Annotated in this window: 20 protein-coding genes, 3 tRNA genes and 2 pseudogenes; 14 read left to right on the top strand and 11 right to left on the bottom strand. The window is 68.8% G+C overall.

Going from position 1 to position 22,468, the window contains the following annotated elements; translation table 11 throughout:
* The 6 genes and pseudogenes from B9D87_RS27860 to B9D87_RS22960 form a co-directional block, all read right to left on the bottom strand.
* Positions 1–201, bottom strand: a pseudogene (locus B9D87_RS27860) (hypothetical protein); the annotation flags it as partial.
* Positions 202–325: 124 nt separating this feature from the next.
* Positions 326–1,048, bottom strand: a complete 723-nt coding sequence (locus B9D87_RS22940) for a TVP38/TMEM64 family protein (protein WP_007767957.1) — start codon at positions 1,046–1,048, stop codon at positions 326–328.
* An 8-nt stretch (positions 1,049–1,056) separates the two neighbouring features.
* Positions 1,057–2,772, bottom strand: coding sequence for an exodeoxyribonuclease V subunit alpha (gene recD, locus B9D87_RS22945; RefSeq protein ID WP_007767955.1), 1,716 nt, complete (start codon positions 2,770–2,772; stop codon positions 1,057–1,059).
* Entirely contained in the window at positions 2,769–6,071 is a 3,303-nt protein-coding gene (gene recB, locus B9D87_RS22950; RefSeq protein ID WP_007767953.1) for an exodeoxyribonuclease V subunit beta, read from the bottom strand. Before recB ends, recD begins: the two co-directional genes overlap by 4 nt.
* Positions 6,071–9,373: an exodeoxyribonuclease V subunit gamma gene (recC, locus tag B9D87_RS22955; protein WP_007767950.1), complete on the bottom strand. Its 3,303-nt coding sequence runs from the start codon at positions 9,371–9,373 to the stop codon at positions 6,071–6,073. The genes recB and recC overlap by 1 nt, the downstream gene beginning before the upstream one ends.
* Before the next feature lie 39 nt (positions 9,374–9,412).
* Positions 9,413–10,279 (bottom strand): cyclopropane mycolic acid synthase family methyltransferase, encoded by an 867-nt coding sequence (locus tag B9D87_RS22960; RefSeq protein ID WP_007767948.1) that lies wholly within the window; start codon positions 10,277–10,279, stop codon positions 9,413–9,415.
* A 330-nt stretch (positions 10,280–10,609) separates the two neighbouring features.
* On the opposite strand from B9D87_RS22960, the gene B9D87_RS22965 reads away from it, so the two are divergent.
* From B9D87_RS22965 to B9D87_RS22975, 3 genes are all read left to right on the top strand, one after another.
* Positions 10,610–11,125 carry a nitroreductase family protein gene (locus B9D87_RS22965; protein WP_007767945.1) on the top strand — a complete coding sequence of 172 codons (516 nt, stop codon included), beginning with the start codon at positions 10,610–10,612 and terminating at the stop codon, positions 11,123–11,125.
* 93 nt (positions 11,126–11,218) lie between these two features.
* A complete protein-coding gene (gene cynS, locus B9D87_RS22970) occupies positions 11,219–11,674 on the top strand; it encodes a cyanase (protein WP_007767942.1) in 456 nt (151 codons plus the stop codon).
* Positions 11,675–12,676, top strand: a complete 1,002-nt coding sequence (locus B9D87_RS22975; protein ID WP_007767939.1) for a patatin-like phospholipase family protein — start codon at positions 11,675–11,677, stop codon at positions 12,674–12,676.
* A gap of 114 nt (positions 12,677–12,790) precedes the next feature.
* Here the strand turns inward: B9D87_RS22975 and B9D87_RS22980 are convergent, their stop codons facing one another.
* The 5 genes and pseudogenes from B9D87_RS22980 to B9D87_RS23000 all read right to left on the bottom strand — a co-directional run bounded on the left by B9D87_RS22980 (position 12,791) and on the right by B9D87_RS23000 (position 18,102).
* A complete protein-coding gene (locus B9D87_RS22980) occupies positions 12,791–13,270 on the bottom strand; it encodes a hypothetical protein (RefSeq protein WP_007767936.1) in 480 nt (159 codons plus the stop codon).
* A complete protein-coding gene (locus B9D87_RS22985; protein WP_007767934.1) occupies positions 13,267–15,714 on the bottom strand; it encodes a molybdopterin oxidoreductase family protein in 2,448 nt (815 codons plus the stop codon). The genes B9D87_RS22980 and B9D87_RS22985 overlap by 4 nt, the downstream gene beginning before the upstream one ends.
* A gap of 59 nt (positions 15,715–15,773) precedes the next feature.
* On the bottom strand, positions 15,774–16,469 hold the full coding sequence (locus B9D87_RS22990) for a crotonase/enoyl-CoA hydratase family protein (protein WP_007767933.1): 696 nt from the start codon (positions 16,467–16,469) through the stop codon (positions 15,774–15,776).
* Positions 16,466–17,319 (bottom strand): annotated as a pseudogene (locus B9D87_RS22995) (DUF8453 domain-containing protein). Before B9D87_RS22995 ends, B9D87_RS22990 begins: the two are co-directional and overlap by 4 nt.
* Before the next feature lie 69 nt (positions 17,320–17,388).
* Positions 17,389–18,102, bottom strand: a complete 714-nt coding sequence (locus B9D87_RS23000) for an MBL fold metallo-hydrolase (protein WP_007767931.1) — start codon at positions 18,100–18,102, stop codon at positions 17,389–17,391.
* Positions 18,103–18,179: 77 nt separating this feature from the next.
* Here B9D87_RS23000 and B9D87_RS23005 point away from each other — a divergent pair, with 77 nt between their 5' ends.
* From B9D87_RS23005 to rplK, 11 genes are all read left to right on the top strand, one after another.
* A complete protein-coding gene (locus B9D87_RS23005; RefSeq protein WP_007767929.1) occupies positions 18,180–18,389 on the top strand; it encodes a type II toxin-antitoxin system VapB family antitoxin in 210 nt (69 codons plus the stop codon).
* A gap of 82 nt (positions 18,390–18,471) precedes the next feature.
* Positions 18,472–18,544, top strand: a tRNA-Thr gene (locus tag B9D87_RS23010).
* 46 nt (positions 18,545–18,590) lie between these two features.
* Positions 18,591–18,664, top strand: a tRNA-Met gene (locus tag B9D87_RS23015).
* Between the two features lie 46 nt (positions 18,665–18,710).
* Positions 18,711–18,878 (top strand): 50S ribosomal protein L33, encoded by a 168-nt coding sequence (gene rpmG, locus B9D87_RS23020; RefSeq protein ID WP_003898538.1) that lies wholly within the window; start codon positions 18,711–18,713, stop codon positions 18,876–18,878.
* 48 nt (positions 18,879–18,926) lie between these two features.
* Positions 18,927–19,406 carry a (3R)-hydroxyacyl-ACP dehydratase subunit HadA gene (gene hadA / locus B9D87_RS23025; RefSeq protein ID WP_007767867.1) on the top strand — a complete coding sequence of 160 codons (480 nt, stop codon included), beginning with the start codon at positions 18,927–18,929 and terminating at the stop codon, positions 19,404–19,406.
* On the top strand, positions 19,393–19,821 hold the full coding sequence (gene hadB / locus B9D87_RS23030; RefSeq protein WP_007767865.1) for a (3R)-hydroxyacyl-ACP dehydratase subunit HadB: 429 nt from the start codon (positions 19,393–19,395) through the stop codon (positions 19,819–19,821). Before hadA ends, hadB begins: the two co-directional genes overlap by 14 nt.
* A gap of 3 nt (positions 19,822–19,824) precedes the next feature.
* Positions 19,825–20,325 (top strand): (3R)-hydroxyacyl-ACP dehydratase subunit HadC, encoded by a 501-nt coding sequence (gene hadC, locus B9D87_RS23035; RefSeq protein ID WP_007767863.1) that lies wholly within the window; start codon positions 19,825–19,827, stop codon positions 20,323–20,325.
* A 144-nt stretch (positions 20,326–20,469) separates the two neighbouring features.
* Positions 20,470–20,542: transfer RNA gene (locus B9D87_RS23040), tRNA-Trp, on the top strand.
* 94 nt (positions 20,543–20,636) lie between these two features.
* Complete coding sequence (gene secE / locus B9D87_RS23045) at positions 20,637–21,095, top strand: preprotein translocase subunit SecE (protein WP_007767862.1); 459 nt, start codon at positions 20,637–20,639, stop codon at positions 21,093–21,095.
* Between the two features lie 43 nt (positions 21,096–21,138).
* Positions 21,139–21,939: a transcription termination/antitermination protein NusG gene (gene nusG / locus B9D87_RS23050; RefSeq protein ID WP_007767861.1), complete on the top strand. Its 801-nt coding sequence runs from the start codon at positions 21,139–21,141 to the stop codon at positions 21,937–21,939.
* Between the two features lie 47 nt (positions 21,940–21,986).
* A complete protein-coding gene (gene rplK / locus B9D87_RS23055; RefSeq protein ID WP_007767860.1) occupies positions 21,987–22,415 on the top strand; it encodes a 50S ribosomal protein L11 in 429 nt (142 codons plus the stop codon).
* Positions 22,416–22,468 lie beyond the last annotated feature (53 nt).

Genomic DNA, 22,468 nt, shown 5'->3' on the forward strand with positions numbered 1-22,468 from the left:
TGTTGGTGGTGGTTGGGGTTGGAAGGGTGTGTACCAGCACCAGTCGGCGCGTTCGCCAGTGGGTCCGGGGCAGGGCGGTACCGCGGGTGGGGGTGTTGTTGGTGGGCGGGCCAGGGATCCCGGGCTCAGCGTCCGGCCGTCCTCGTCGGTGACGACGGGGGCGTGTGCGGGTCCGGTGATGGTGATGAGGCCTCGATGGTCCTTCGGAGACACCTCCACGATCGAAGACATAACGCCATCATCGCAGCCACCACCGACAAGGATCGCCGCTCTGTGGCCGCTGGAACTGAAGTGGCACAAGGGATTCAACGGCAGCGGAAGGCCCTTACGAATCCGACTCAGGCGAACCGTTGCCCTCGTCGTCCTTCGCGTGCCCACGCCATTTCCGGTATCCGCGATGCGCGGCGAACGCGCCGGCGATCGCGCTGATGCACCACACCGCTATCGCGGCGTAGGCCAATGGCGAGGAGCGGTTCCCGATCGAGGCGCCCAGCGCGGTGTAGGCGAACGCGCGCGGGGCCGAGCCGATGAACGCGCCAACGGCCATCTGCCACACCGGAACTCCGAACGCCCCGAATGCGTACGAGGCCAGCGCGTCCGAGATGCCGGGGACGAAGCGCTGGCCGACGACCGCCCACAGGCCCCCGCGCCCGATCAGCGCGTCCATACGATCGGCCCGCATCGCGCCCAGCAGCGCGCGGGCGCCCTCGCGGCCGGCCCGCCGACCGACGAAGCTCGCGACGATGGCGGTGCCCACCGTCGCGCCCAGCGTCACGAAGACGCCTAGCAGCGGCCCGAACAGCAACCCGCTGCCCGCGGCCAGTATCGAGCCGGGCACGAACAACGCACCGACCACCGCCGAGACCACCACGTAGGTCAGGGGCGCCGCCGGGCCGGTCGCCGACACGATGGCCCGGATCTCGTCGATGTTGATCACCCGCGCGACGGCCACCAGATAGAAGACAGCGCCCAGGAATGCGGCGAACACGGCGAGGCGCACGATGTGAGCCCGCCGCGATGCCGTTGGGGGAGCGTGGTTGTCGTCCATGCCGACCGCTACCCGAACGACCGCAGCCGCTGCCGCAGCCCGGTTGCCCGCACCGCGCGGCGCTCGATGGCGGCGCGCACCGAAGCCTCGGGGCCCACCACCCGCACTTTGGTCTTCGCCCGGGTCACCGCGGTGTAGAACAACTCCCGCGTCAGCAATCGCGAATCTTCCGGCGGTATCAACACCGTCACCTCGTCCGCCTGGCTGCCCTGGCTCTTGTGGATGGTCATGGCATGCATCGTCTCCACCTCACCGAGGCGGCTGGTCGCGAAGTCCAGCGGTCCGCTCGCGGCGGCGACGACCGCGCGCAGGCCGTCCGCTCCCGCCACCGTCACGCCGGTGTCGCCGTTGTAGAGGCGCAGGCCGTAGTCGTTGGCCGTCACCAGCAGGGGGCGCCCGGCGTACCATTGCGACCAGGCCGGCTGGCCCGTCGCCTCGCCAATCCACTTCTGCACCAGCGTGTTCCAGTGGTTTGCGCCGTAGGGGCCCTCGCGGTGCGCGCACAACAGCCGGTGCTCGTCCAGCGTGGCCAGCGCCTCGTCGACCGCGCCGAGCAGCGCGGCCGAGCGCAGCCGCAGCGCGTGGGTGACCAGCACCTCGCGCAGCCGCTCGGCCGGCCGCTCGGCATCCACCCACTCGATGTGTTCACCGCCGGCCACCAGCAGCTGCACGACGCGGTCGCCGTCGCCGACCCGGATCGCCTCGGCCAGTGCGCCGATCGAGGTGCCGAACCGGTGTGGCGTGCGCAGCGCCGCCACCCGCACGTCGTCGCGGGCGGCCAGCCCGTCCACCAGGTCGGCCAGCACCGCGCCCGCTTCCACCGAGGCCAGCTGGTCGGGGTCACCGACCAGGATCAACCGGGTGTCCGGCCGCACCGCTTCGACCAGCCGCGCCATCATGGTCAGCGACACCATCGACGTCTCGTCGACCACGATGACGTCGTGCGGCAGCCGATTGCCGCGATTGTGCTTGAACCGCACGGACGTATCCGGCCGGGGACCGAGCAGGCGGTGCAGCGTGGTCCCCGACAGCCCGGTCAGGCGCGCCCTGTCCACCGCGGTGAGCTCCTCGCTTCCCGCGGCCACCGCCTCGGCCAGCCGGGCGGCCGCCTTGCCGGTTGGTGCGGCCAGCGCGATCCGAGGTCGGGGCCGGCCGGCGCGCTCCGCCTGTTCGACCAGCAGGGCGAGCAGGCGGGCGACCGTGGTGGTCTTGCCGGTGCCGGGCCCGCCGGTCAGCACGGTCAACGCCTGCGCCACCGCGACCTCGGCGGCGGCCCGCTGTTCCTCGTAGCCGGGACCGAAAAGCCGTTCGTAGCTGGATGATTCGACGGTCTCCGGGGCCACCGACAGGGCCAGCAGGTCGGCGCAGACCTGCTCCTCCTCGATCCAATACCGGTCGAAGTAGAGCAGGTCGCCCAGCAGCCGCAGCACCGGCGGCGTTTGAAGCAGGGCGCTAGCCCGCGCCGCCGCCATCCAGTCGTCGGCGCCGGGCCAGGGCAGGTAGTCGTCGGCGCCGACCTGGGCGGGCACGCTGCGCAGGTCGACGCAGACCGAACCGCCCCGCAGCGCGCGCACCACCAGGGCGACCGCCAGCGCCACCCGCTCGTCGGTTTCGCCGGTGAGCGAGGTAAGCCGTTGCGCCACATGCACGTCGGCGGGCTCGAACACACCGGCATCGGTGAACGTGCGCAGCAGCCCGGTGGCGAACTTGGCTTCGACGGTCACACGGCCACCGCCTGGGCGTCGAGCAGGTCCGAGAGGGCGACGATCAGCGACCACGGCGGCCGCCAACCGAAGACGCCCGCCGGGTGGCCGTCCAGCACCGGGGTCTGCGGGCCGCACATGCCCCGCAGGAACAGGTACAGCACGCCGCCGAGGTGCCGGCTCGGGTCGTAGTCGCGCAACCGCCAACGCAAAAAGCGATGCAGCACCGCGCAATACAGCAGCGCCTGCATCGGATAGTCCGAGTGCAGCATCGCCTCCGCCATCCGGGACCGGTCGTAGTCGGCGGCGGTCAGCGGCCGCTCCGGGTCGCCGAGCCGGTTGGTCTTGTAGTCCACCACCACGTAGCGGTGCCCCGCGCCGTCGGGGACGCGCAGCACGGCGTCGATCGAGCCGGTGAGGTAGCCGCGCAGCGGCTGATCGCCCAGCCCGTGCTCGGCCAGCCGGTCGGCGTACGAGGCCAGCACGTCGTCGGCCGGCAGGTGCTCGCGCAACAACGGCGCCAGATCCGCCACCCGCACCCGCGGCGCCGTCGGACCACGATCGCCGCCGGCCAGGGGGATCTCAAAATCCAGTTCGCGCAATCGATCCGACAGTCCGATCTGGCGCAGCGTCCTACCCCCGGTCAACGGGCCCAGCGGCGTGTCGTGCATCGGCACCATCGCCGCGGCCAGCTCCTCGGGGGTCGCGGCCACCGGCCACCACGCCGCGTGCGCCACGATCTGGGCCTGCAGTTCGGCGGCCAGGTCCGGGGCGAACGGGTCGGCCGTCTCCAGCACGGCGTGCACCAGGGTGCCGAACGTGGCCCCGGCCGGCAGGTCGGCCATCGGGGAGGGCACGTCCGGTCCGGATGCCGCGGACACCAACGGAATGTCGCCGGCCTCGTCGTCGAGTTCGCCGATCTCGGGTTCGCTGCTCACCCCGCTGGCCTGCGCCGCCCGGATCAAGCCGGAGTAGGAGGTGCGCCGCCAGCCGGTGTCGATGCCGCGGTGGAAGTGGCGGTTCTGCAGGCCGGTGGGCACCGGCTCGGCGGGCAGTGACGGGGCCGCCGCCACCAGCGACTCCTCGATGACCGGCCCGCCGGCCGCCTCCCACTCACGCAGCCTGGCCATGGCGTCGGCGTCGGAGACCTTCGCGGGTTCGCACCGGTCCGGCACCACCGGCTCGCCGGGCCGGCGGCCGCGCAGCAGCCGCGACAGGCCGCCGTTGGGTTCGTAGTACGCCGGTGACCACCACGCCACCACCTGGGTTTGCGCCCTGGTCAGCGCCACGTAGGTCAGCCGGCTGTCGTCGCTGGCATCCTCTTTACGGCCCAGCCGCTCAACGGCTTTGAAGTCGGGGCTGTCCTTGCCGCCGACGTGCAGGCAGCGGGTGCCGTCCTCGTCGTGGAACAACACCACGTCGCTGTCCTGGGTGTTGCGGTTGAACGCGAACGGCAGGTACACGATCGGGTACTGCAGCCCCTTGCTGACGAACACGGTCATGATCTGCACGGCCGCGGCGTCGCTGTCGAGCCGGCGGTTGCGTTCGGGCGCCCCGCTGCGCTCGTCGCGCTGCCGGCGCAGCCAATCGCGCAGCGCGGGCAGGCTGTAGTGCTCGCGGTGCGCGACGTCCTGCAGCAGCTGGGTGATGTGCGCCAGGTCGGTCATGTGCCGCTCACCGCCCTGCCAGGTGAGCAGGCGATTGCCCATGCCCAGCAATTGGGCGGCCTCGAAGATGGCCGCGACACCGCGTTCGCGGGCGTGACCGGCCCACTCCCGCAGGGTCTTCGCGATCCGGTCGGTGAGCGCGTCGCCGCCGGCCGCCAGTGTTTCGGCGGTCTCGCCGAAGAACATCGTCGCCGCGGCCGCGCGCACCATCCCGGGCCGGTGCGGCTGATCGAAGGCCTCCAGCAGGCACAGCCAATCCTCGGCGGCCTCCGAGGTGAACACGTCCGAGTTGCCGGTGTAGACCGCGGGCACGCCCGCGGCGCACAGCGCCTTGAAGCACGCGTGCGCGTCGCGATGCTTCTCCACGATGACGGCGATGTCCCGGGCCGCCAGCGGCCTACCGGCGAACGTGGCACCGCTGGCCAGCAGCGCGCGGATGTCCGACGCGAGGTCGGCACCGATGTGCTCGCGTACCTGGTCGATCGGCAGGTTTTGAACACCGCGGCGGCCCAACGTCTTTCGGGCGACCACGCGCAGCCGGAACGGGTCGTTGCGCGGCGCGCCCGCGAGGCGATGACCACGGTGATGCGCGTCGACGTCGTTCACCACGATCGCCGGGTCACCGAGTTGGGCGCCGCGCAACACCACCTGCAGCCGCTGCAGCAGCGCGGAGTCGCTGCGCCAGTTGGTGGCCAGCGTCTTGCGCTCACCCGCCGTCTCGGCCGCCCGCAGGTAGGTCACGATGTCGCCGCCGCGAAACGCGTAGATCGCCTGCTTCGGATCGCCGATCAGAACGACGGTGGAACGCCCACTGAACGCGCGGTCGATCACCTGCCATTGCACCGGGTCGGTGTCCTGGAACTCGTCGACCATCACGATCGGCCAGCGTTGATGCATGCGCAGCCGGGCGGGGGAGTCGTCGGTGGCCAGCGCGTCGGCCAGCCGGATCAGCAGGTCGTCGTAGTCGAGCACCCCGAGCCGGCGCTTGCGCGTATCCAGCTCGGCCAGAACATCATTGGCGAACCTGACGCTGGCGGCGGCCCGCGAGTCGGGATCCGGGTGCAGCGGGCGCAGCTGGGTCGACGGATTCTTGGCGACCTCGCGGGCGAGCCGCAGCGCTTCGCGGTAGTGCAGCGCCGGGTCGTCGCGCTCCTGACCGAAGTGGGCCAGGTACAGGTCGTCGACGATCTCGGTCACCAGGTCGTCGAGGCTGTCGAGCAGCGTGACGCCGGCCGCGGTGTCCCCGGCGATGCCGAGGGAGCGCAGCACCAGCTGGCAGAACTGGTGGGTGGTGGCGATCGTCGCCGCGTCGAAGCCGGCCAGTGCGTCGCGAAGCCGCTGCTCGCGCGCCGCGCGCTGTTGGTCGGTGCCGTCCAGCAGATAGGCCACCACCTGGTTGTCGCCGGCGGTCGACGGATCCGCGAAAGCCCGGACGGCGTCCACGATTTGGCAGCGGACGCGTTCGCGCAGCTCCTGGCTGGCGGCCCGGCCGAACGTGATGAGCAGCATCTGGTCCAGCTTCGCGGCGCCGTCGGCGATGTAGCGCGTGACGAGCCCGGCCAACGCGAAGGTCTTACCGGTCCCCGCGCTGGCCTCCAGCACGGTGGTGGAGCGCTCGGCCGGCAGCGCACCCAACAGGTCGAAGCGCTCCATCAGATGAGCTTCCGCTCGGCGCGCAGCATCGGCAGCCAGACCCGTGCGGCGTAGGCGCCGAGCCGGTTGTCCTCGCCGTCGCACTCCTCGCCCGGCCGCACGGGCGCCATCAGCTCCTCCAGCGGCGCGCCCTTGCCCCACGCCCGCGCGTGCGCCGGGGCCTGGTCCTCGCCCGGGAAGCGATCGCTGGATTTCCATCGGTACCGCGCCTCGGCCACCGGGTCCTCGCCGCCGTAGCGGGCGGCGGCCCAGGCATAGGACGTCTTGATGGGCAACGGAATCGGCTCACGCCGTCCCGCGTCGTAGATCGCCACCAGCTCGCGCAGCACCCCGACGGCCTGCTCGCCGTCGCCCGGCCGACCCAGCCCCTCGGTGCGGGTGCTGACGCCCCGGCGCATGCGGCCGACGCACACCGCGGCCCAGTCGCGCCCCGGATCGTGGGCGACCAACGCCAGCAACGGGATCCACGATTCGAGCAGATGCTTGCCGTCCAGCCGCGAATACGTCACCGACACCAGGCGGTCGTCATACACCGGCGACACCGTACCGGTGAGGCGCCGCCCGCCGCCGAGGTCGACGTCGACGTCGTAGGCGGACGCGTCGGCCGGGCGGTCGCGGTGCATGTGGCGGAGCGCCTCGCTCGCCAGCAGGGCGGCCTGGTCGCGGATCTCGGTGACCTTGCGCCAGCCCAGCTGACCAGGCGGCAGCGTGCCGCGCCGCCACTCGGCCTGGCGCGCGTCGTCGGGGGTCATCCCGCGCAGGATGTCGCCCAGCATCCGGTCGCCGACGGTCCACTCCTCGAGGCCGTCGATGTCGACGGGCATGGCATCCTGCACGCCGTCGACGTCGTAGGGCAGCGTGAATTCCAGCGCGCGGAAGAAGCCCTTCACCGGGTCCTTGAAGAAGCCGACCAGGTCGGCGAGGATGACGTCGCCGGCCGGCGGTGCCGGCAGCGGTGCCGAGATGAACTTCGGCTGTTCGGCGTGGTCGCCGGCGGCCGCGCGCGCCGCGCGCAGCACCGTGGGGTCGAAACTGAACGGCACGTCCGGGACGAGTCCGCCGGGGATGACGTTGCGAATGTCGAACGGCTGCAACGGATGTTCGACGACGATGCGGTCGCGCACCTTGGTCGCGGTGGTGACGTCGAGGGTGTCCAGCAACTCGGCCAGCGGCACCGCCGGCGGGCGGGGCTGGCCCGAATACTCGTTGGCGCCGGTGTAGGTGATCACCAGCTTCTCGGTGGCCGCGCCGATCGCGTCGAGCAGCAATTGCCGGTCCTCGGAACGGATGTCGCGTTCCCCGGTCATCGGGCATCGCGCCAGCGCGTCGTCACCGTCGACGATGCCGAGCCGCGGGAAGAGCCCGTCGTCCAGGCCGACCAGGCATACCACCCGGTGCGGCACCGAGCGCATCGGCACCATGGTGCACACCGTCAGGGTGCCGGTGCGGAAGTTGGCCCGCGTCGGGCGGCCGGCCAGGCGCCGGGTGAGCAGCGCGCGAATGTCGGGCAGCCGCAACGCGATATCGCCGCGGGGCCCGGCCTGGCCCAGCGTCTGAGCGAACTCGCGGTTCATCTGGCCGGTCTGCCATTCGTCCGCATCGCGGACCCGCGTCAGCAGCGCGACGCCCTCGGTGATGGCGGCCAGCCATTCGCTCAGCGGCCGGGTGCCGCTGAGCGCGTCGAGGGTGTGCTGCAGCCGCGCGACGAATTCGGCGAACTGGCCGGCCAATTGGACACGGTTGCTGCTGACGTCGTCGAGCGGCAGCGTCGCGTCTATCCACGCGTTCGAATCGTCGGACATCGCGACCCCGGCCAGTATCCGGTCGATGCCGAAACGCCAAGTGTTGTGCACGAAGTCGACGTGATAGGGCCGCCGATGCCGCTGATCCAGCCCCCACCGGATGTTCGCCTGCCGGACCCAGCGGGTGATGGCCTCCAGGTCGTCGTCGGTGAATCCGAATTGGGCGCGCACCGGCGGCGCCTGGGCCAGGTTGAGCACCTCGCTGGCCGTCACCCGGCCGGCCGCCAGGGTCAGCAGTTGCGCGGCCACCCCCAGCAGCGGGTTGGTCTGGATCGGCGAGCGGTCGGCCAGCCGCACTCGCAGCTGGTGGGCCGGATGGGCGCCGTGCACCACATCGCCCAGGCCGAAGTCGGCCATGATCAGCGGCGCGTAGGTCTCGATGTCCGGGCACATCACCAGGATGTCGCGCGGCTCGAGCGTCGGGTCGTCGGCCAGCAGCCCGAGCAGCACCTCGCGCAGCACGTCGACCTGGCGCGCCGGGCCGTGGCAATTGTGGATCTGCACCGATCGGTCGCCGGCCGCCATCGTGCGGTCAAGTGGGCGAACGGCATTGGCGGCGATGTCGGACTGCAGCCAGCCGAGCAGCGTGTCCGGGCGCGCGGCGCCGGCCAGATAGTCGTCGGTGGCCGGATCCGCCGGCAGGCCGCGTTGCAGTTCGCGCAGATCGCGTCCGAGCGTCGCGAGCAGCGGATGCGACACCGCCCGATGGCTGACGTCGTCGCGCCGCGGGACCGCGCCGCGGGCGCCGGCCAGCGCTCGCCACAGCGCGTCGCTGGGGTGCGGCAGCCACAGATGCAGGTCGTGGTGGGTGGCCACGGCCTCCAACAGCTCGATATCGGTGCGGGTCAACCGGGTGTGCCCGAACAGTGACAGCCGGGACGGCAGCTCGGTGGGGGCCTCCCGCAGCCGCGCGATGGTCCTGGCGTGGCGGACGTGCGGCGGGTCGGCGGCGACCCGCGCGACCAGCGCCCGCCACAGCTCGGGCTGCCAGCGCAGGTCCTCGTCGAGATCACCGGGCTCGCCGTTGCCCCAGTCGACCAGCAGCTGCGGGCGCTGCCGCGCGTAGGAGTCGAACAGCCCGGCCAGCCGGCGTGCCACCTCGTACCGGCGGCCCTGGCGCAGCTCGCCCTCCGCGCCGGTGTGGAAGTGGCCCACATGCATGGCCAGCGCGCGGCACCACGGCTCGTCCAGCGAGCAGTCGATCGCCTCCAGCAGCGGCCAGGCCATGGCGTCCGGCGACCACGGATCGTTGTCGGCAGTGCCGGTGATCTCGGCGATCAACGAGCCCGGGGTGCGAAACGCCACCCCGGCGCACACCCCGTCGCCGGCGCGCGCACCGAGCACGTGCGACAACCGCTGGCTGAGCCAGCGTTCCACCCCGCGCGCCGGGACCACGACGAGTTCGGTGGCGAACGGGTCGGCCGGCGGGTTGGCCAGCAGAGCGCCGAGACCGTCGGCCAACAGATCCGTGCGCTCGGCACGGTGCAGATGAAGCGGCATTGCGCTGTCACGATAAACCCCAGCGCCCGGGCCGCGGTGCTACTTGGCCAGCGTGAACTGGTTCACGTCGATGTATCCGACCCGGAATGCGTTGGCGCAGCCGGTCAGATAGCGCATGTAGCGCTGGTAGACCTCTTCGGACTGGATCTCGACGGCCTCGCTGTGGCGCGCCTGCAAGGCCTCCGCCCAGTGGTCGAGGGTCCTGGCGTAGTGCAGTTGCAGCGACTGCCTGCGCTTGAGGTTGAACCCCATCTTCGACGCGTGGAACTCCACGATCTCGATCGCCGGCAATTGACCGCCCGGGAAGATCTCGGTGGCGATGAATTCGTTGAAGCTGGTCTGTTCCTCGGTCATCGGCAGGTCGCGCTCGACGATCTGCTGCGGGGTCAGCATGGTGATCGTGTGCAGCAGCATCACGCCGTCCTCGGGCAGGGTGCGGTAGGCCATCGCGAAGAAGTCGTCGTAGCGGTCGTAGCCGAAGTGCTCGAACGCGCCGATGGAGACGATCCGGTCGGCCTGCTCGTCGAATTCCTCCCAGCCGTGCAGCAACACCCGCCTGCTGCGCTGGGTGTCCATGGCATCGAAGAGCCTCTGCACGTGCGCGGCCTGATGCTCCGAGAGGGTCAGGCCGACGACGTTCACGTCGTAGTTTTCCAGCGCCCGGCACATCGTGCCGCCCCAGCCGCACCCGATGTCCAGCAGCGTCATGCCCGGCCGCAGGCCCAGCTTGCCCAGCGAGAGATCCATCTTGCGCAACTGCGCCTCTTCCAGCGAGATGTCCCGGTTGCGATCCCAATATGCGCAGCTGTAGGTCATGGTGGGGTCGAGGAACAACCGGAAGAATTCGTCGGACAGGTCGTAGTGGGCTTGTACCTCTTCGAAGTGCGGCGTCAGGTGCTCTGCCACGGCGGATACCCGCCTTTCTGACTTGGGGCCATTCGGTTGTTCACGAGACGGCGGATCGATTGGTTCACCACGGCTTCCCGAAAACGTGGCGATCAAACCCGAGCGGCCATCCCGGCAAACTGGATCGGACCGGCGTCGGATGGCCACCGCGGCGTGGCCGACTTCGCAGAAAATTCGTGTTTAACTGTGGCCCAAGGCGTTTGGTTGCGTTGGCACCCGATCACTCACACTTGCCGGAGCTAGACTACGGGCGAACGCGCAATCCCCGCCTGGGAATTCACCCGATCCTACGCCGGTTTGCTCGAGAAGACAGTCGCTGAAGGGAGTCAGATGGAAGCCTGGGACGCGCTCCGCGCACGTCGCAACGTGCGGGAGTACCAATCGAAGCCGGTACCGCCCGAGGACCTGGACCGCATCGCAGAGGCCGGCTGGCGCGCGCCGTCGGCCAAGAACCGGCAGCCGTGGGACTTCGTCATCGTCACCGACCGTGAGCAGCTGGCCGAGCTGTCCACGGTCTGGCGGGGCGCGGGCCACATCGCCGGTGCCGCGGCCGCGATCGCCATCGTCGTCCCGGTGCCGCCGGACGAGCGCCGGGTGATCACCGACAACTACGACGTCGGCCAGGCCACCATGGCGATGATGATCGCCGCCACGGACCTGGGTCTGGGCACCGGGCACTCGTCGGTGGGGGACCAGGACAAGGCGCGCGCCATCCTGGGCGTGCCCGACGAATACCTGGTGGCCTTCCTGCTCGGCGTCGGCTATCCGGCCGATCGCCCGCTCGCCCCGATCCGCAAGCCGAACCGGCGGCCGTTCGCCGAGGTCGTGCACCACGGCCGTTGGTGATCGGCACCGCGAAAAACCTTCGGCGCCTGGTTCTCCACTCGCCTGGTCACCGCGACCACGCCGGAGTGAGAGCCGGCGGGCATGCTTAAGGCCATGAACAGAACCGAAATCACCGAACAGGTCGTCATAGCCCGGCTGCGCGAGGGGCTGACGTGGCAACAGCTGGCCGACGCGATCGACAGGCCGCTGATGTGGACCACGGCGGCGTTGCTCGGTCAGCACCCGATTCCGGTGGAGCAGGCCAAGGTTCTGGCGCAGAAGTTGAAGCTGGACGAGTCCGTGGTGCCGGTGCTCGCCGCCGCCCCGATGCGCGGCGGGCTGCCCACCGCGGTCCCCACCGACCCCACCATCTACCGCTTCTACGAGGCGCTGCAGGTGTACGGCGGTGCCCTCAAAGAGGTGATCGCCGAGCAGTTCGGCGACGGCATCATGAGCGCCATCAACTTCAGCCTCGACGTGCAGAAGAGGCCGCATCCGTCCGGCGACCGGGTCGTCGTGACATTCGACGGGAAATTCCTTCCCTATCAATGGGTTTCGTCGGAGCAGTAGATGGCCCCCAAGGCGGCACCGACGAAACTCGTGGACCTGGTGCTCTCCGGCGGGGGCGTCAAGTTCATCGGCCTGGTGGGCGCCATCGTCGCCCTCATGGACGCCGGATATTCGATCAAGAGGGTGTCCGGGGTCTCGGCGGGCTCGGTGGTCGCGGCGATCCTGGCCGCCGGATCCGACGGCCAGTTGACCGGCGCTCAGGTCAAGGAACTCGCGTTCTCGGTTCCGTTGCGCAAGTGGCGCGACGCGGGACCGGTCCCGTATCTCGGTGCGGCCTGGGGGCTGGTGCGGGACACCAGCATGTATCGCGGCGACGTCGCCCACGACTGGATCCGCAGCGAGCTGAAGAACCTGGGCGTCACCTCGTTCGGCGATCTGAAGCTCGACGCGGACGATCTGCTCGAGGGGCGCCGCGACAAGCTGGTGGTCACCGTGGCCGACGTGACCGCCGCGCAATTGGTCCGGTTTCCATGGGACTACCGGCGGCTCTACGGTCTGGACCCCGACGAGCAGCCGGTGGCCGCCGCCGTGCGCGCATCGATGGCGATCCCGTTCTTCTATCGCCCGGTGAAGCTGGCCGGCGCCGACGGGACGACCTCCACCCTGGTGGACGGCGGTGTGCTGTCGAACTTTCCCATCGATACCTTCGACCGGCCCGACGGCAGGGCGCCGCGCTGGCCCACGTTCGGCATCACGGTGTTGCCGCGGGTGGCCGAGGGCATCGGCGCCGTGATGCCCGCCCTGAAACCGTTGCGCTTCTTCGAGCAGACGGCCCTGCTGGAAAGCCTGCTCACCACCATGCTCGCCGGCCATGACCAGACCCACCTGAGCCGGCCATGGGTCGCCGCCCGCGCCATCGCGGTCGAATCGACCAATGTCGGAGTGCTCGACTTCGACATCGGTCGAGGGCGTCTGGAAGAGCTCTACGACAGCGGTTATGCGGCGGCGACGGAGTTCCTGTCGACCTGGGATTGGCCGGCCTATCTGGATCGGTTCCGGTGAGACGCCCCGCCCCTGCCGGGTGAAGTGACGGCACGGCGCGCGCGTGCCAGACTGGCCTTCGAGGAGGCGAAGGGAACGCGGTGGCGGCCAGCGGCGGTCACCGCGTTCGCCGTTTCAGTTCATCAAGACTTGCGGGGAAAGCTCTTTGAGCATCGCGTTGGCCCAGCGCATCTGGCGCAGCGTCTCGGGGTGACAGCGCGAGGTCAGGCTCAGCAGTTCGGAATCCTTGGCGGCCTGCGCGCCCTGGGCCAGCAGCTCCCAATCCAGCGAGACGCCGGCCGACAGCCGGTGCAGCCGGCGCAGGTCGGCGAGCAGCGCCAGGCCGGGCTCCGGCCGGTGCCGCAGCAGGCCGCTCATCCGCGACTGCACAAATCCGGTGATCGCGCCGGTACGCGGGTCGGCGGACAGCCGCAGCCCGTAGTGACGGCCGTGCCGCGCCAACTCGCTGACGTGATCCTGCGACCAGCGGGCCATGTCGCCGGCGAGGTGATAGATGTCCTGGTCGCTGTGGTGGCGCGCGGCCACCACGTTGAACTCGTGCGCCAGCTTGCGTTCGGAGCGGTGCAGCTCGCGGATCGCCAACTTCAGCTTCACGGCCGGCCTCCCGTCGCGACGACCTCGGTGACACCGGCCGGCTCGCCGCCGACCGTCGCCGGTACCGACCCGTTGACCGGCGTCGACGCCGCGGTGGTCGGCGCGTGCCCATTCCGGTCGGGTGGCCGCACCTTGAGCTTGCGCAGCCGGGCGGCGGCGGTCTTGTAGATCGGCTGCTTGGACACCGGATCCCAATCGGTCAGCGTCATTTCGTTGCCGGCCCGATGATGGGTCTTGCCGTCGGTGTCCCAGTAGCCGTAATGGAAGGGCACGAACAGCACCCCGTCGCGGATGCCGCAGATGCGTGCGGCGCACACGACGCAGCCGCGCGGCGTCCTCACCTCCACGAGATCGCCCTCGCCGATGCCCAGGCGCTGGGCGTCGCGTTCGGACACCTCGACCCACACCTCGGGGGCGGCTTGCTGAAGTTGTTGTGCCCGTGCGGTTTTGGTGCGGGTATGGAAATGATAGACGGTGCGGCCGGTGATCAGCGCGAACGGAAAATCGGGGCTGGGCCGCTCGTGCGGGGGCACGTATTCGGCCGCCTTGATGATGGCCTTGCCGAAGGGGTTCATCGAGCGGTACTCGTCGGGCTGCAGTGGCGCGCCGGTGATCATGTCCTTGCCGTATGCCTCGCAATAGTCGGGTGCCGCCCAGAATTTCGCATCGGCATAGAGCCGTTCGGTGCCGTCGGGATGCTCTGCGTTGCAGGGCCATTGGATGCCGCTGCCGCCGCGCAGCTTGTCATAGGTCAGGCCCGTGTAGTCGCACGGCCGGCCCGCGGTGCATTTCTTCCACGCCTCGAACGCCGACTCCGCGTCCGTCCAGGGCGGGAACGGTTGGCCGTCGGAGTCGCGGAAGTCCATCCGGCGCGCGTAGTCCAGGAAGATATCGAGGTCGGAGCGCGCCAAACCCGGTGGCTCCACGGCCTTTTCGGACAGGTGCACGGTGCGGTCGGCGTTGGTGAAGGTTCCGGTCTTCTCCGCCCACGCCGCGGCGGGCAGCACCACGTCGGCCAGCGCGGCGGTCTCTGTCATGAAGATGTCCTGGACGATGAGGAACAGCCGCTCCTGCGACAGGATGTCGCGGATCCGGCGCAACTCGGGCAGCGACACCGCCGGATTGGTGGCGGTCACCCACAGCATCCGCAGCGTTCCCTCCTCCGCGTAGCGGAAGATCTGCATGGCGTGCGTCGGCGGGCCGTAGTGCGGGATCTGCAGCAGGTCCAGGTTCCACAATCGCGCCAGCTCGGCGACGTGGGAGTCGTTGGACCAGTTGCGGAAGCCGGCCAGGTCCCCGTCGGCGCCGCACTCGCGGGTGTTCTCCGCGGTCGGCTGCCCGTTCATCTGCAGCACCCCGCAGCCCGGCTTGCCCAGCATGCCGCGCACCAGGTGAATGTTGTTGACCTGCACGGCCGCCGCGGTGGCCTGGTGGGACTGGTAGAAGCCCTGCAGCACGGTGGACATCAGCCGCTTGGCCGTGCCCAGCAGCCGCGCCGCGCGCCGGATGTCGTCGGCAGCCACACCGCAGATGTCGGCCACCCGCTCGGGTCCGAACTCCTCGACCCGGCCGCGCAGTTCGTCGAAACCGACTGTGTTGGAATCGATGTAGTCGCGGTCGATCCAGCCGTGACCGATGATCTCGTGCAGCAGGCCGTTCATCAACGCCACGTTGGTGCCCGGCAGCGGAGCCAGGTGAACGGTCGCGTGCCGCGCGACCGGCGTGAGCCGGGGGTCGACGCAGACGATGGCCGGCGGCGATTCACCGGCCAGCCGGTCCAGCATCCGCGCCCACAGCACCGTCTGCGTCTCGGCGACGTTGTGCCCGAACAACGCGATGACGTCGGCGTGGTCGACATCGGTGTAGGAACCCGGTTGCCCGTCGCAGCCGAACGACTCCTTGAGCGCCTCCGCCGCCGTCGCCGTGCACAGCCGGGTATTACCGTCGACGTGGTTGGTGCCGATCGCCCCGTGCGCGATCGCCCCCTGGGTGTAATACGCCTCGGCGAACAGCTGTCCCGACGTGTAGAAGCCGATTGAGCTGGGGCCATAGCTGTCGAGCAGGCCCTTGGTGCGGTCCACGATCCGCTGCATCGCGGTGTCCCAGTCGCAGGGCTTCAGCTTGCCGTGGACCCGGATCATCGGTGTGGTGAGCCGGTCCGCCGAGGCGTTGGCCTGCCAGCCGAAGAGGTCCTTCGGGTCGAGCCGCCCGTGGTTGACCCGGTCGACGGCGCGGCCGCGCACCCCCACGATCCGCCCGTCCTTGACGGCGATGTCCAGGCCGTCGCCGTTGGAGTGCAGCACCGCGGCCGATTGCACCCAGCGATCCACCGACTCGGGGCTGATCCCGTCGGCCAGGTAGGTGTCGACGCGCTCCGGCCACCGGGTGCCGGGTTCGTAGGGAGTCCGCGTGCCCCAGGGGTCCGCGATGCGATCTATGGCCATTCCGGTGACTTCCCCGGCAGCGGCCCGCGAAACCGGCTCGGGCGGACGCCCTCAGCGGCTCACACCCCGAATTCGGCTTCGATCCCGTCGATGCCGGCGCGGATGGCCGCCAGGCCGTCGGCCCGGGTCCGCAACTTGGTGGCGGCGTGCGCGCGCTGATGCAGGCCGGCGAATTCGCGAGCGGCCTCCAGGGCGCGGTCCACCACCACCTCCGGCAGCACGATCTCGTCGATAAAGCCTGCGGCGAGCGCGGTTTCACCGAAGAAGGTCTTTGCCAGCCCGCTGGCCTGCTGGTAGGCCGACGGGGTCAAACGCAGCTTCATGATCTCTAAGGCGGCATAGGGGATCACCATGCCGATCGCGACCTCGTTGGCCTGAATGTTGTAGGCGTGCGCGGCGACCCGATGATCGCCCGCCGACAACAGGAACGCGCCCATCGCGATGGCATGGCCGGTGCACGCCATCACCACCGGCTTGGGAAAGGACAGCAGGCGGTACGCCAGCTCGAACCCGCCACGCAGCATGTCGATCGCGGGCTGCACCTCGCCGGAGGTCAGGATCTTCAGGTCGAAGCCGCCACTGAACACCCGGTCGTTGCCGGTGATCACCAGCGCCCCGGCGTCGTCCGCCTCGGCCGTGTCGATCGCGTCGTTCAGGGCCTGCTGCATGGTGGGGCCCAGCGCGTTGACCTTGCCGTCGTCCATCTTGAGGACGGCGATGGAGTCCTTGATGCTGTAGTGGACCGGGGCGCTCATCGGTTGCTCCTTGCCGTCAGGCGGGCTGGCTGTGGTGTTTGCCCAGGTCGTCTTCGGCGTAACTCCAGCGCAGGCTCACGTCGGTGGGTTCGTCGAGTTGGCGGGTGCGCCACCTGTCTTGGGTTTCCCGGACCGCGGCGTTGATCCGTTCGATCTCGCTGCGGAACACCTCGGGCCGGGTTTCCTTGCTGGCGTAGTGGAAGTAGGTCAGCAGGCCGCGCAGCAGCTCCAGCTTCTCCTTCTCCCGCTTCGCCAGGTCGTGGGTGGTCATCAACTCGATGCGCTGGACGGGCGGCAGGGCGTCCCAGTCCAGCACGACGTCGGTGTGCAGCGGGGAGCGCTCCCGCTCCCAGAACCGCCGGCCGCGCGGACGATCGGGCCGGTCGTAGTAGGTCAGGGTGCCGGTGAAGCGGGATTCGATGCCGCTGCCGATCTCGGCGCGGTCGAGCGCGGAATCCCACACCATGCGCCATTCCTGGCCGGGCGCCAGCATCGGCAGCTCGCGGGGCAGCCGCAGTTCGATGACGTCGGCGTAGCCGTCGGTGGCGTTCTCGTATTCCGCCACCGTCGGGGGATTGACGAAGGAGAACCCGATGTCGTAGGCCGCGGTGCGGCCGAAGTTCCGGACGACGAGTTCGATCACGTGCCAGTCGGCGGAATGCGGCTCCATGAACATCGCGACCTGGGGGCGCGTCTGCTCGGCCGCCGCGCGGCGATTGCGGTTGATCTGAGCGTTGGTGAAGATCAGCGTGACGACGGCCAGGACGATTGCCGCCCATGCTGCCCACGCTATCCAGGTGCTGGACCCGACGTGCGTGACATCATGCCAGCTGTCCTGGATCCAACCCATGGAATCCACCCTCCGCTTATATCACAGGGGAGGTCGTCGGATGGTCGTACCGAGCGATCCCCGGGGAGCTCAGCCGCCCATCAGCATTCGCCATTGATCAAGGTCCGAGGCCCGGTACACGTAGTTGGAACGCTTGACCTCCGAGAGCGACGCGCTGGGCTCCGCGGAGTACCAGTGGCCCGGAAACACCGTCGGGTCACCGGGCAGGGTGGCGAGCCGCTGCAGGCTGCGGTACATCTCGTCGGAGTCGCCGCCGGGGAAGTCGGTGCGCCCGCAGCCCTCCAGGAACAGCGTGTCGCCGGCGACGAGGCGGCCGTCGAGCAGAAAGCACTGGCTGCCCGGCGTGTGGCCCGGGGTGTGCAGCAGCTCGATCTCGATGTCGCCGATGCTGACCTTGTCGTGGTTCTCATGGGAGGTCAGGTCGCCCAGGCCTATCCCGGTGACCCGCGAAACCCACAGTGCCTCATGGGTATTGACGTGTACCGGCACCGGCGCACGCTCCAGCAGTTCGGCCAGGCCGGCCAGCGCGAACCCCATCATCGACCCACCGACGTGGTCGGGGTGGTGGTGGGTCACCAGCACGCCGGACAGGTGCATGCCGTCGGCCTCGAGCGCGTCGAGCAGATCGCCTGCGGCGTAGGCCGGGTCGACGACCACGCAGTCACCGGTCTGCCGGTCGCCGATCAGGTAGGCGAAGTTGCGCATCTGCGTCGCGATCATGTCGCCGGCGGCGAAGTCGCGGCCGGAGAGCAGTTGACGAAAGTACAGCCGGTCCTCGGGCACGTGACCAGACTAGGACGCTGCGCGACACCGCCGTTCCGGGCCCGGTTCGGCCGGTATCAGGTGGGTACTGTTGGCGCATGAAGAAGAAGGTCGAAATCGAGGTCGACGTCGATCTGGTCGATGAGGCCATCCGCCGCTTCCATCTCCTCGACGCCCGCGAGGCCGTCAACCTCGCGTTGCGGACCCTGCTTCACGATGGCGATTCCGTCGAACAGGACGACGCGTACGACGAGTTCAGCGACCTCAGCGCCTGGCAGCCTCACCGCAACGGCGGCGGAGCCCCCTGATACCCGTGGTTTGGTTCCGCTGCGAGCCAGGCTGTACCCTCTTTTAGGCCCGCGCGGAGGAGAAGATCGCTGCGGGCGAACGGCCCCCTTAGCTCAGTCGGTAGAGCGTTTCCATGGTAAGGAAAAGGTCAACGGTTCGATTCCGTTAGGGGGCTCGGCGGACGCCGAGCAGGCGTGGCGGCCCCGAATGGGGTGGCCAGAGGCGATGTAGCTCAGTCGGTTAGAGCGAACGACTCATAATCGTTAGGTCGCCGGTTCGAGTCCGGCCATCGCTACAACACAACAACACAGTTTTTTTGAAGGAATCGAGAGAGAACCGTCATGGCGTCCAGTACCGACGTACGGCCGAAGATCACCTTGGCATGCGAGGTGTGCAAGCACCGCAACTACATCACCAAGAAAAACCGCCGGAACGACCCGGACCGACTGGAGCTGAAGAAGTTCTGCCCCAACTGCGGTAAACACCAGGCGCATCGGGAGACGCGCTAGCGGTCACCCGCGGGCGTTTACTCCGATTGACTAGGTAGTTTAAGAACCGTGCCGTTAAGCGAGAGCATCGTCGGGATGCACTACCGCTACCCCGATCATTACGAGGTGGAGCGGGAGAAGATCCGCGAACACGCGACGGCCGTGCAGAACGACGACGCCTGGTACTTCGAGGAGAAGGCGGCGGCCGAACTCGGCTACAAGGGACTGCTCGCCCCGCTGACGTTCGTCTGCGTGTTCGGCTACCAGGCGCAGACGGCCTTCTTCAAATACGCCAACATCTCCGTCCAGGACGCCCAGATCGTTCAGGTCGACCAGGTGCTGAAGTACTTCGCCCCGCTCGTCGCCGGGGACAAGCTCTACTGCGACGTTTATGTGGACTCGATGCGTGTGTCGCACGGTACCCAGATCATCGTCACCAAGAATGTCATCACCAACGAGGCCGGTGACGTCGTGCAAGAGACCTACACGACCCTGGCGGGCCGTGCCGGCGAGGATGGAGAAGAGGGATTTACTGATGCCACTGCGTGAGTTCAGCTCCGTGAAGGTGGGCGACCTGCTTCCGGAGAAGACCTACCCGCTGACCCGACAGGATCTGGTGAATTACGCGGGCGTCTCCGGCGACCTGAACCCGATCCACTGGGACGACGAAATGGCCAAGGTCGTCGGCCTGGACACCGCGATCGCGCACGGCATGCTGACCATGGGCATCGGCGGCGGCTACGTCACCGCGTGGATCGGTGACCCGGGTGCCGTGACCGAGTACAACGTGCGGTTCACCGCCGTGGTGCCGGTGCCCAACGACGGGAAGGGCGCCGAACTGGTCTTCAACGGCCGGGTCAAGTCCGCCGACCCCGAGACCAAAGCCGTGACCATCGCGCTCACGGCCACCACCGGCGGCAAGAAGATCTTCGGCAGGGCCATCGCGTCCGCAATACTCGCATAGCCCATGGCGCTCAAAACAGACATCAGGGGGATGATCTGGCGCTACCCGGACTACTTCGTTGTGGGGCGGGAGCAACTGCGCCAGTTCGCACTGTCCATCAAAAACCGGCACCCGGCCCACTTCGAGGAAGACGCGGCCGCCGAGCTCGGCCACGACGCGATCGTCGCGCCCCTGACCTTCGGGACGATCTTCGCCAAGCTGGTCCAGCTGGACTTCTTCCGGCACGTCGACATCGGCATGGAGACGCTGGTGATCGTCCAGGTCGACCAGCGGTTCGTGTTCTCCAAGCCGATCAAGGCCGGTGACAAGCTGTGGGCCCGGATGGACATCCAGTCGGTGGACGAGCGCTTCGGCGCCGACATCGTCGTCACCAAGAACATCTGCACCAACGAGCACGGTGAGGTGGTCCTGGAGGCCTACACGACACTGATGGGCCAGTACGCCGACAACTCGGCGAACCTGCGCTGGGACCCCGACTCCGGCCAGGTCGTCAGAACGGCGTAATTAGTATTCGGCTCTCACACCGATGTACACTCGGTCCTCGGGGTTTTCCCAGCATTAGCGCGCTTTCCGTGAGTCGAGCAATCGGAAGGCGCGCGTGTCATGTAGGCCCCGGTAGGTAAGCGCAGGTTGGCCTGCCAACCGCGAAGGGGCGTAGCTCAACTGGCAGAGCAGCGGTCTCCAAAACCGCAGGTTGCAGGTTCAAGTCCTGTCGCCCCTGCTAATGGCGAACGTGCTGGCATGGTGGACACTGGAAGGAAGTTCCACCACCGGCGGGACGGTTCGCGAGGTACGAGCAAACAAAGGAGCATGCGGTGAGCGACGAAGGCGACGTTGCCAACGACGCCGCAAGCGACGGCACTGACAAAGAGGACGGCCGCGCGAGCGGCGGTCGGACGGCGGTGGTGACGCGGCCACAGCGCCCCACGGGCAAACGGTCCCGGCAGCGGGCCGCCGAGGCCGGCGACGACGCCGAGTCGTCGGCCGACGTCGAGGCCGCCGCGCCGGAGAAGGCCAAGAAGGGCGCCTCCAAAACGGGCGGGGCCAAGAAGGCCGCGAAGAGCCGGGCCGGCGACCATCGGGTCAACCCCTTCGTGTTCGTCTACAACTACCTCAAGCAGGTCGTTGCGGAGATGCGGAAGGTCATCTGGCCCAACCGCAAGCAGATGCTCACTTACACCTCCGTTGTGCTGGCTTTCCTGGCCTTCATGGTGGCGCTGGTCGGCCTGGCGGACTTCGGCCTGACCAAGCTGGTGCTGTTGGTGTTCGGCTGAGCGAGTGACGCCACTTTTGAAAGTGACAGAGAGGACTCAAACCGTGACTACCTTCGACGGTGACCCGTCCGCGGGTGACGCGGTCGACCTGAAAGAGACCGACGAAGCCGCGCAGGCCACGGACACTTCTGCAGGCGCCGAGGTCACCGAGGCGACTGCGGACGAGGCTGCCGGCGAGACGGCCGAGGCCGCCGGGGCGTCCGAGGAGACGGCCGAAGAGGCCGACCCGGCCGCCGCGCTCAAGGCGGAGCTGCGCAGCAAGCCCGGCGACTGGTACGTCATCCACTCCTACGCGGGCTACGAGAACAAGGTCAAAGCCAACCTCGAAACCCGTGTGCAGAACCTCGACGTCGGCGACTACATCTTCCAGGTGGAGGTGCCCACCGAAGAGGTCACCGAGATCAAGAACGGTCAGCGCAAGCAGGTCAATCGCAAGGTGCTGCCCGGCTACATCCTGGTGCGCATGGACCTCACCGATGACTCGTGGGCCGCGGTGCGCAACACCCCGGGCGTCACCGGCTTCGTGGGGGCGACCTCGCGTCCGTCGGCGCTGACGCTCGACGACGTGGTGAAGTTCCTGCTGCCGCGCGGCGCGACGAAGAAGGCCGCCAAGGGTGCGGCCACCACCGCCGCCGCCGCCGAGGTCGGCGGGCTGGAGCGTCCGGCCATCGAGGTCGACTACGAGGTCGGCGAATCGGTGACGGTCATGGACGGCCCGTTCGCGACGCTGCCGGCCACCATCAGCGAGGTCAACGGCGAACAGCAGAAGCTCAAGGTGCTGGTGTCGATCTTCGGCCGCGAAACCCCGGTCGAATTGACCTTCAGCCAAGTCTCCAAGCTCTAAACCGGCGCACACGCCGGGCGTAACCCAGGAAGGAACAGCACAATCTCATGGCCCCGAAGAAGAAAGTCGTCGGGCTGATCAAGCTTCAGATCCAGGCGGGGCAGGCCAACCCGGCGCCGCCGGTCGGGCCCGCGCTCGGTCAGCACGGCGTCAACATCATGGAGTTCTGCAAGGCATACAACGCTGCCACGGAGAACCAGCGCGGCCAGGTCATCCCGGTGGAGATCACGGTCTACGAGGACCGCAGCTTCACCTTCGCGCTCAAGACCCCGCCCGCCGCCAAGCTGCTGCTCAAGGCCGCCGGCGTGGGCAAGGGGTCGGCCGAGCCGCACAAGACCAAGGTCGCCAAGGTCAGCTGGGACCAGGTCAAGGAGATCGCCGAGACCAAGAAGGCCGATCTGAACGCCAACGACATCGACGCGGCGGCCAAGATCATCGCCGGCACCGCCCGGTCGATGGGCATCACCGTCGAGTAATAACCTCCAAAGACCGTGGGAGGGCTGGCTTCGGCCCGAGTTAACCACGACCC

The organism is Mycobacterium colombiense CECT 3035, assembly GCF_002105755.1.
Lineage (GTDB): Bacteria > Actinomycetota > Actinomycetes > Mycobacteriales > Mycobacteriaceae > Mycobacterium > Mycobacterium colombiense.

Bases quoted from the DNA above. Each gene is read 5' to 3' on its own strand.
- B9D87_RS23005 (WP_007767929.1), top strand. From the start codon at position 18,180: ATGAAGAAGAAGGTCGAAATCGAGGTCGACGTCGATCTGGTCGATGAG.
- hadC (WP_007767863.1), top strand. From the start codon at position 19,825: ATGGCGCTCAAAACAGACATCAGGGGGATGATCTGGCGCTACCCGGAC.
- recB (WP_007767953.1), bottom strand. From the start codon at position 6,071: ATGGAGCGCTTCGACCTGTTGGGTGCGCTGCCGGCCGAGCGCTCCACC.
- cynS (WP_007767942.1), top strand. From the start codon at position 11,219: ATGAACAGAACCGAAATCACCGAACAGGTCGTCATAGCCCGGCTGCGC.
- B9D87_RS22940 (WP_007767957.1), bottom strand. From the start codon at position 1,048: ATGGACGACAACCACGCTCCCCCAACGGCATCGCGGCGGGCTCACATC.
- B9D87_RS22985 (WP_007767934.1), bottom strand. From the start codon at position 15,714: ATGGCCATAGATCGCATCGCGGACCCCTGGGGCACGCGGACTCCCTAC.
- rpmG (WP_003898538.1), top strand. From the start codon at position 18,711: ATGGCGTCCAGTACCGACGTACGGCCGAAGATCACCTTGGCATGCGAG.
- B9D87_RS22965 (WP_007767945.1), top strand. From the start codon at position 10,610: ATGGAAGCCTGGGACGCGCTCCGCGCACGTCGCAACGTGCGGGAGTAC.
- recC (WP_007767950.1), bottom strand. From the start codon at position 9,373: ATGCCGCTTCATCTGCACCGTGCCGAGCGCACGGATCTGTTGGCCGAC.
- B9D87_RS22975 (WP_007767939.1), top strand. From the start codon at position 11,675: ATGGCCCCCAAGGCGGCACCGACGAAACTCGTGGACCTGGTGCTCTCC.
- B9D87_RS22990 (WP_007767933.1), bottom strand. From the start codon at position 16,469: ATGAGCGCCCCGGTCCACTACAGCATCAAGGACTCCATCGCCGTCCTC.
- hadB (WP_007767865.1), top strand. From the start codon at position 19,393: ATGCCACTGCGTGAGTTCAGCTCCGTGAAGGTGGGCGACCTGCTTCCG.
- rplK (WP_007767860.1), top strand. From the start codon at position 21,987: ATGGCCCCGAAGAAGAAAGTCGTCGGGCTGATCAAGCTTCAGATCCAG.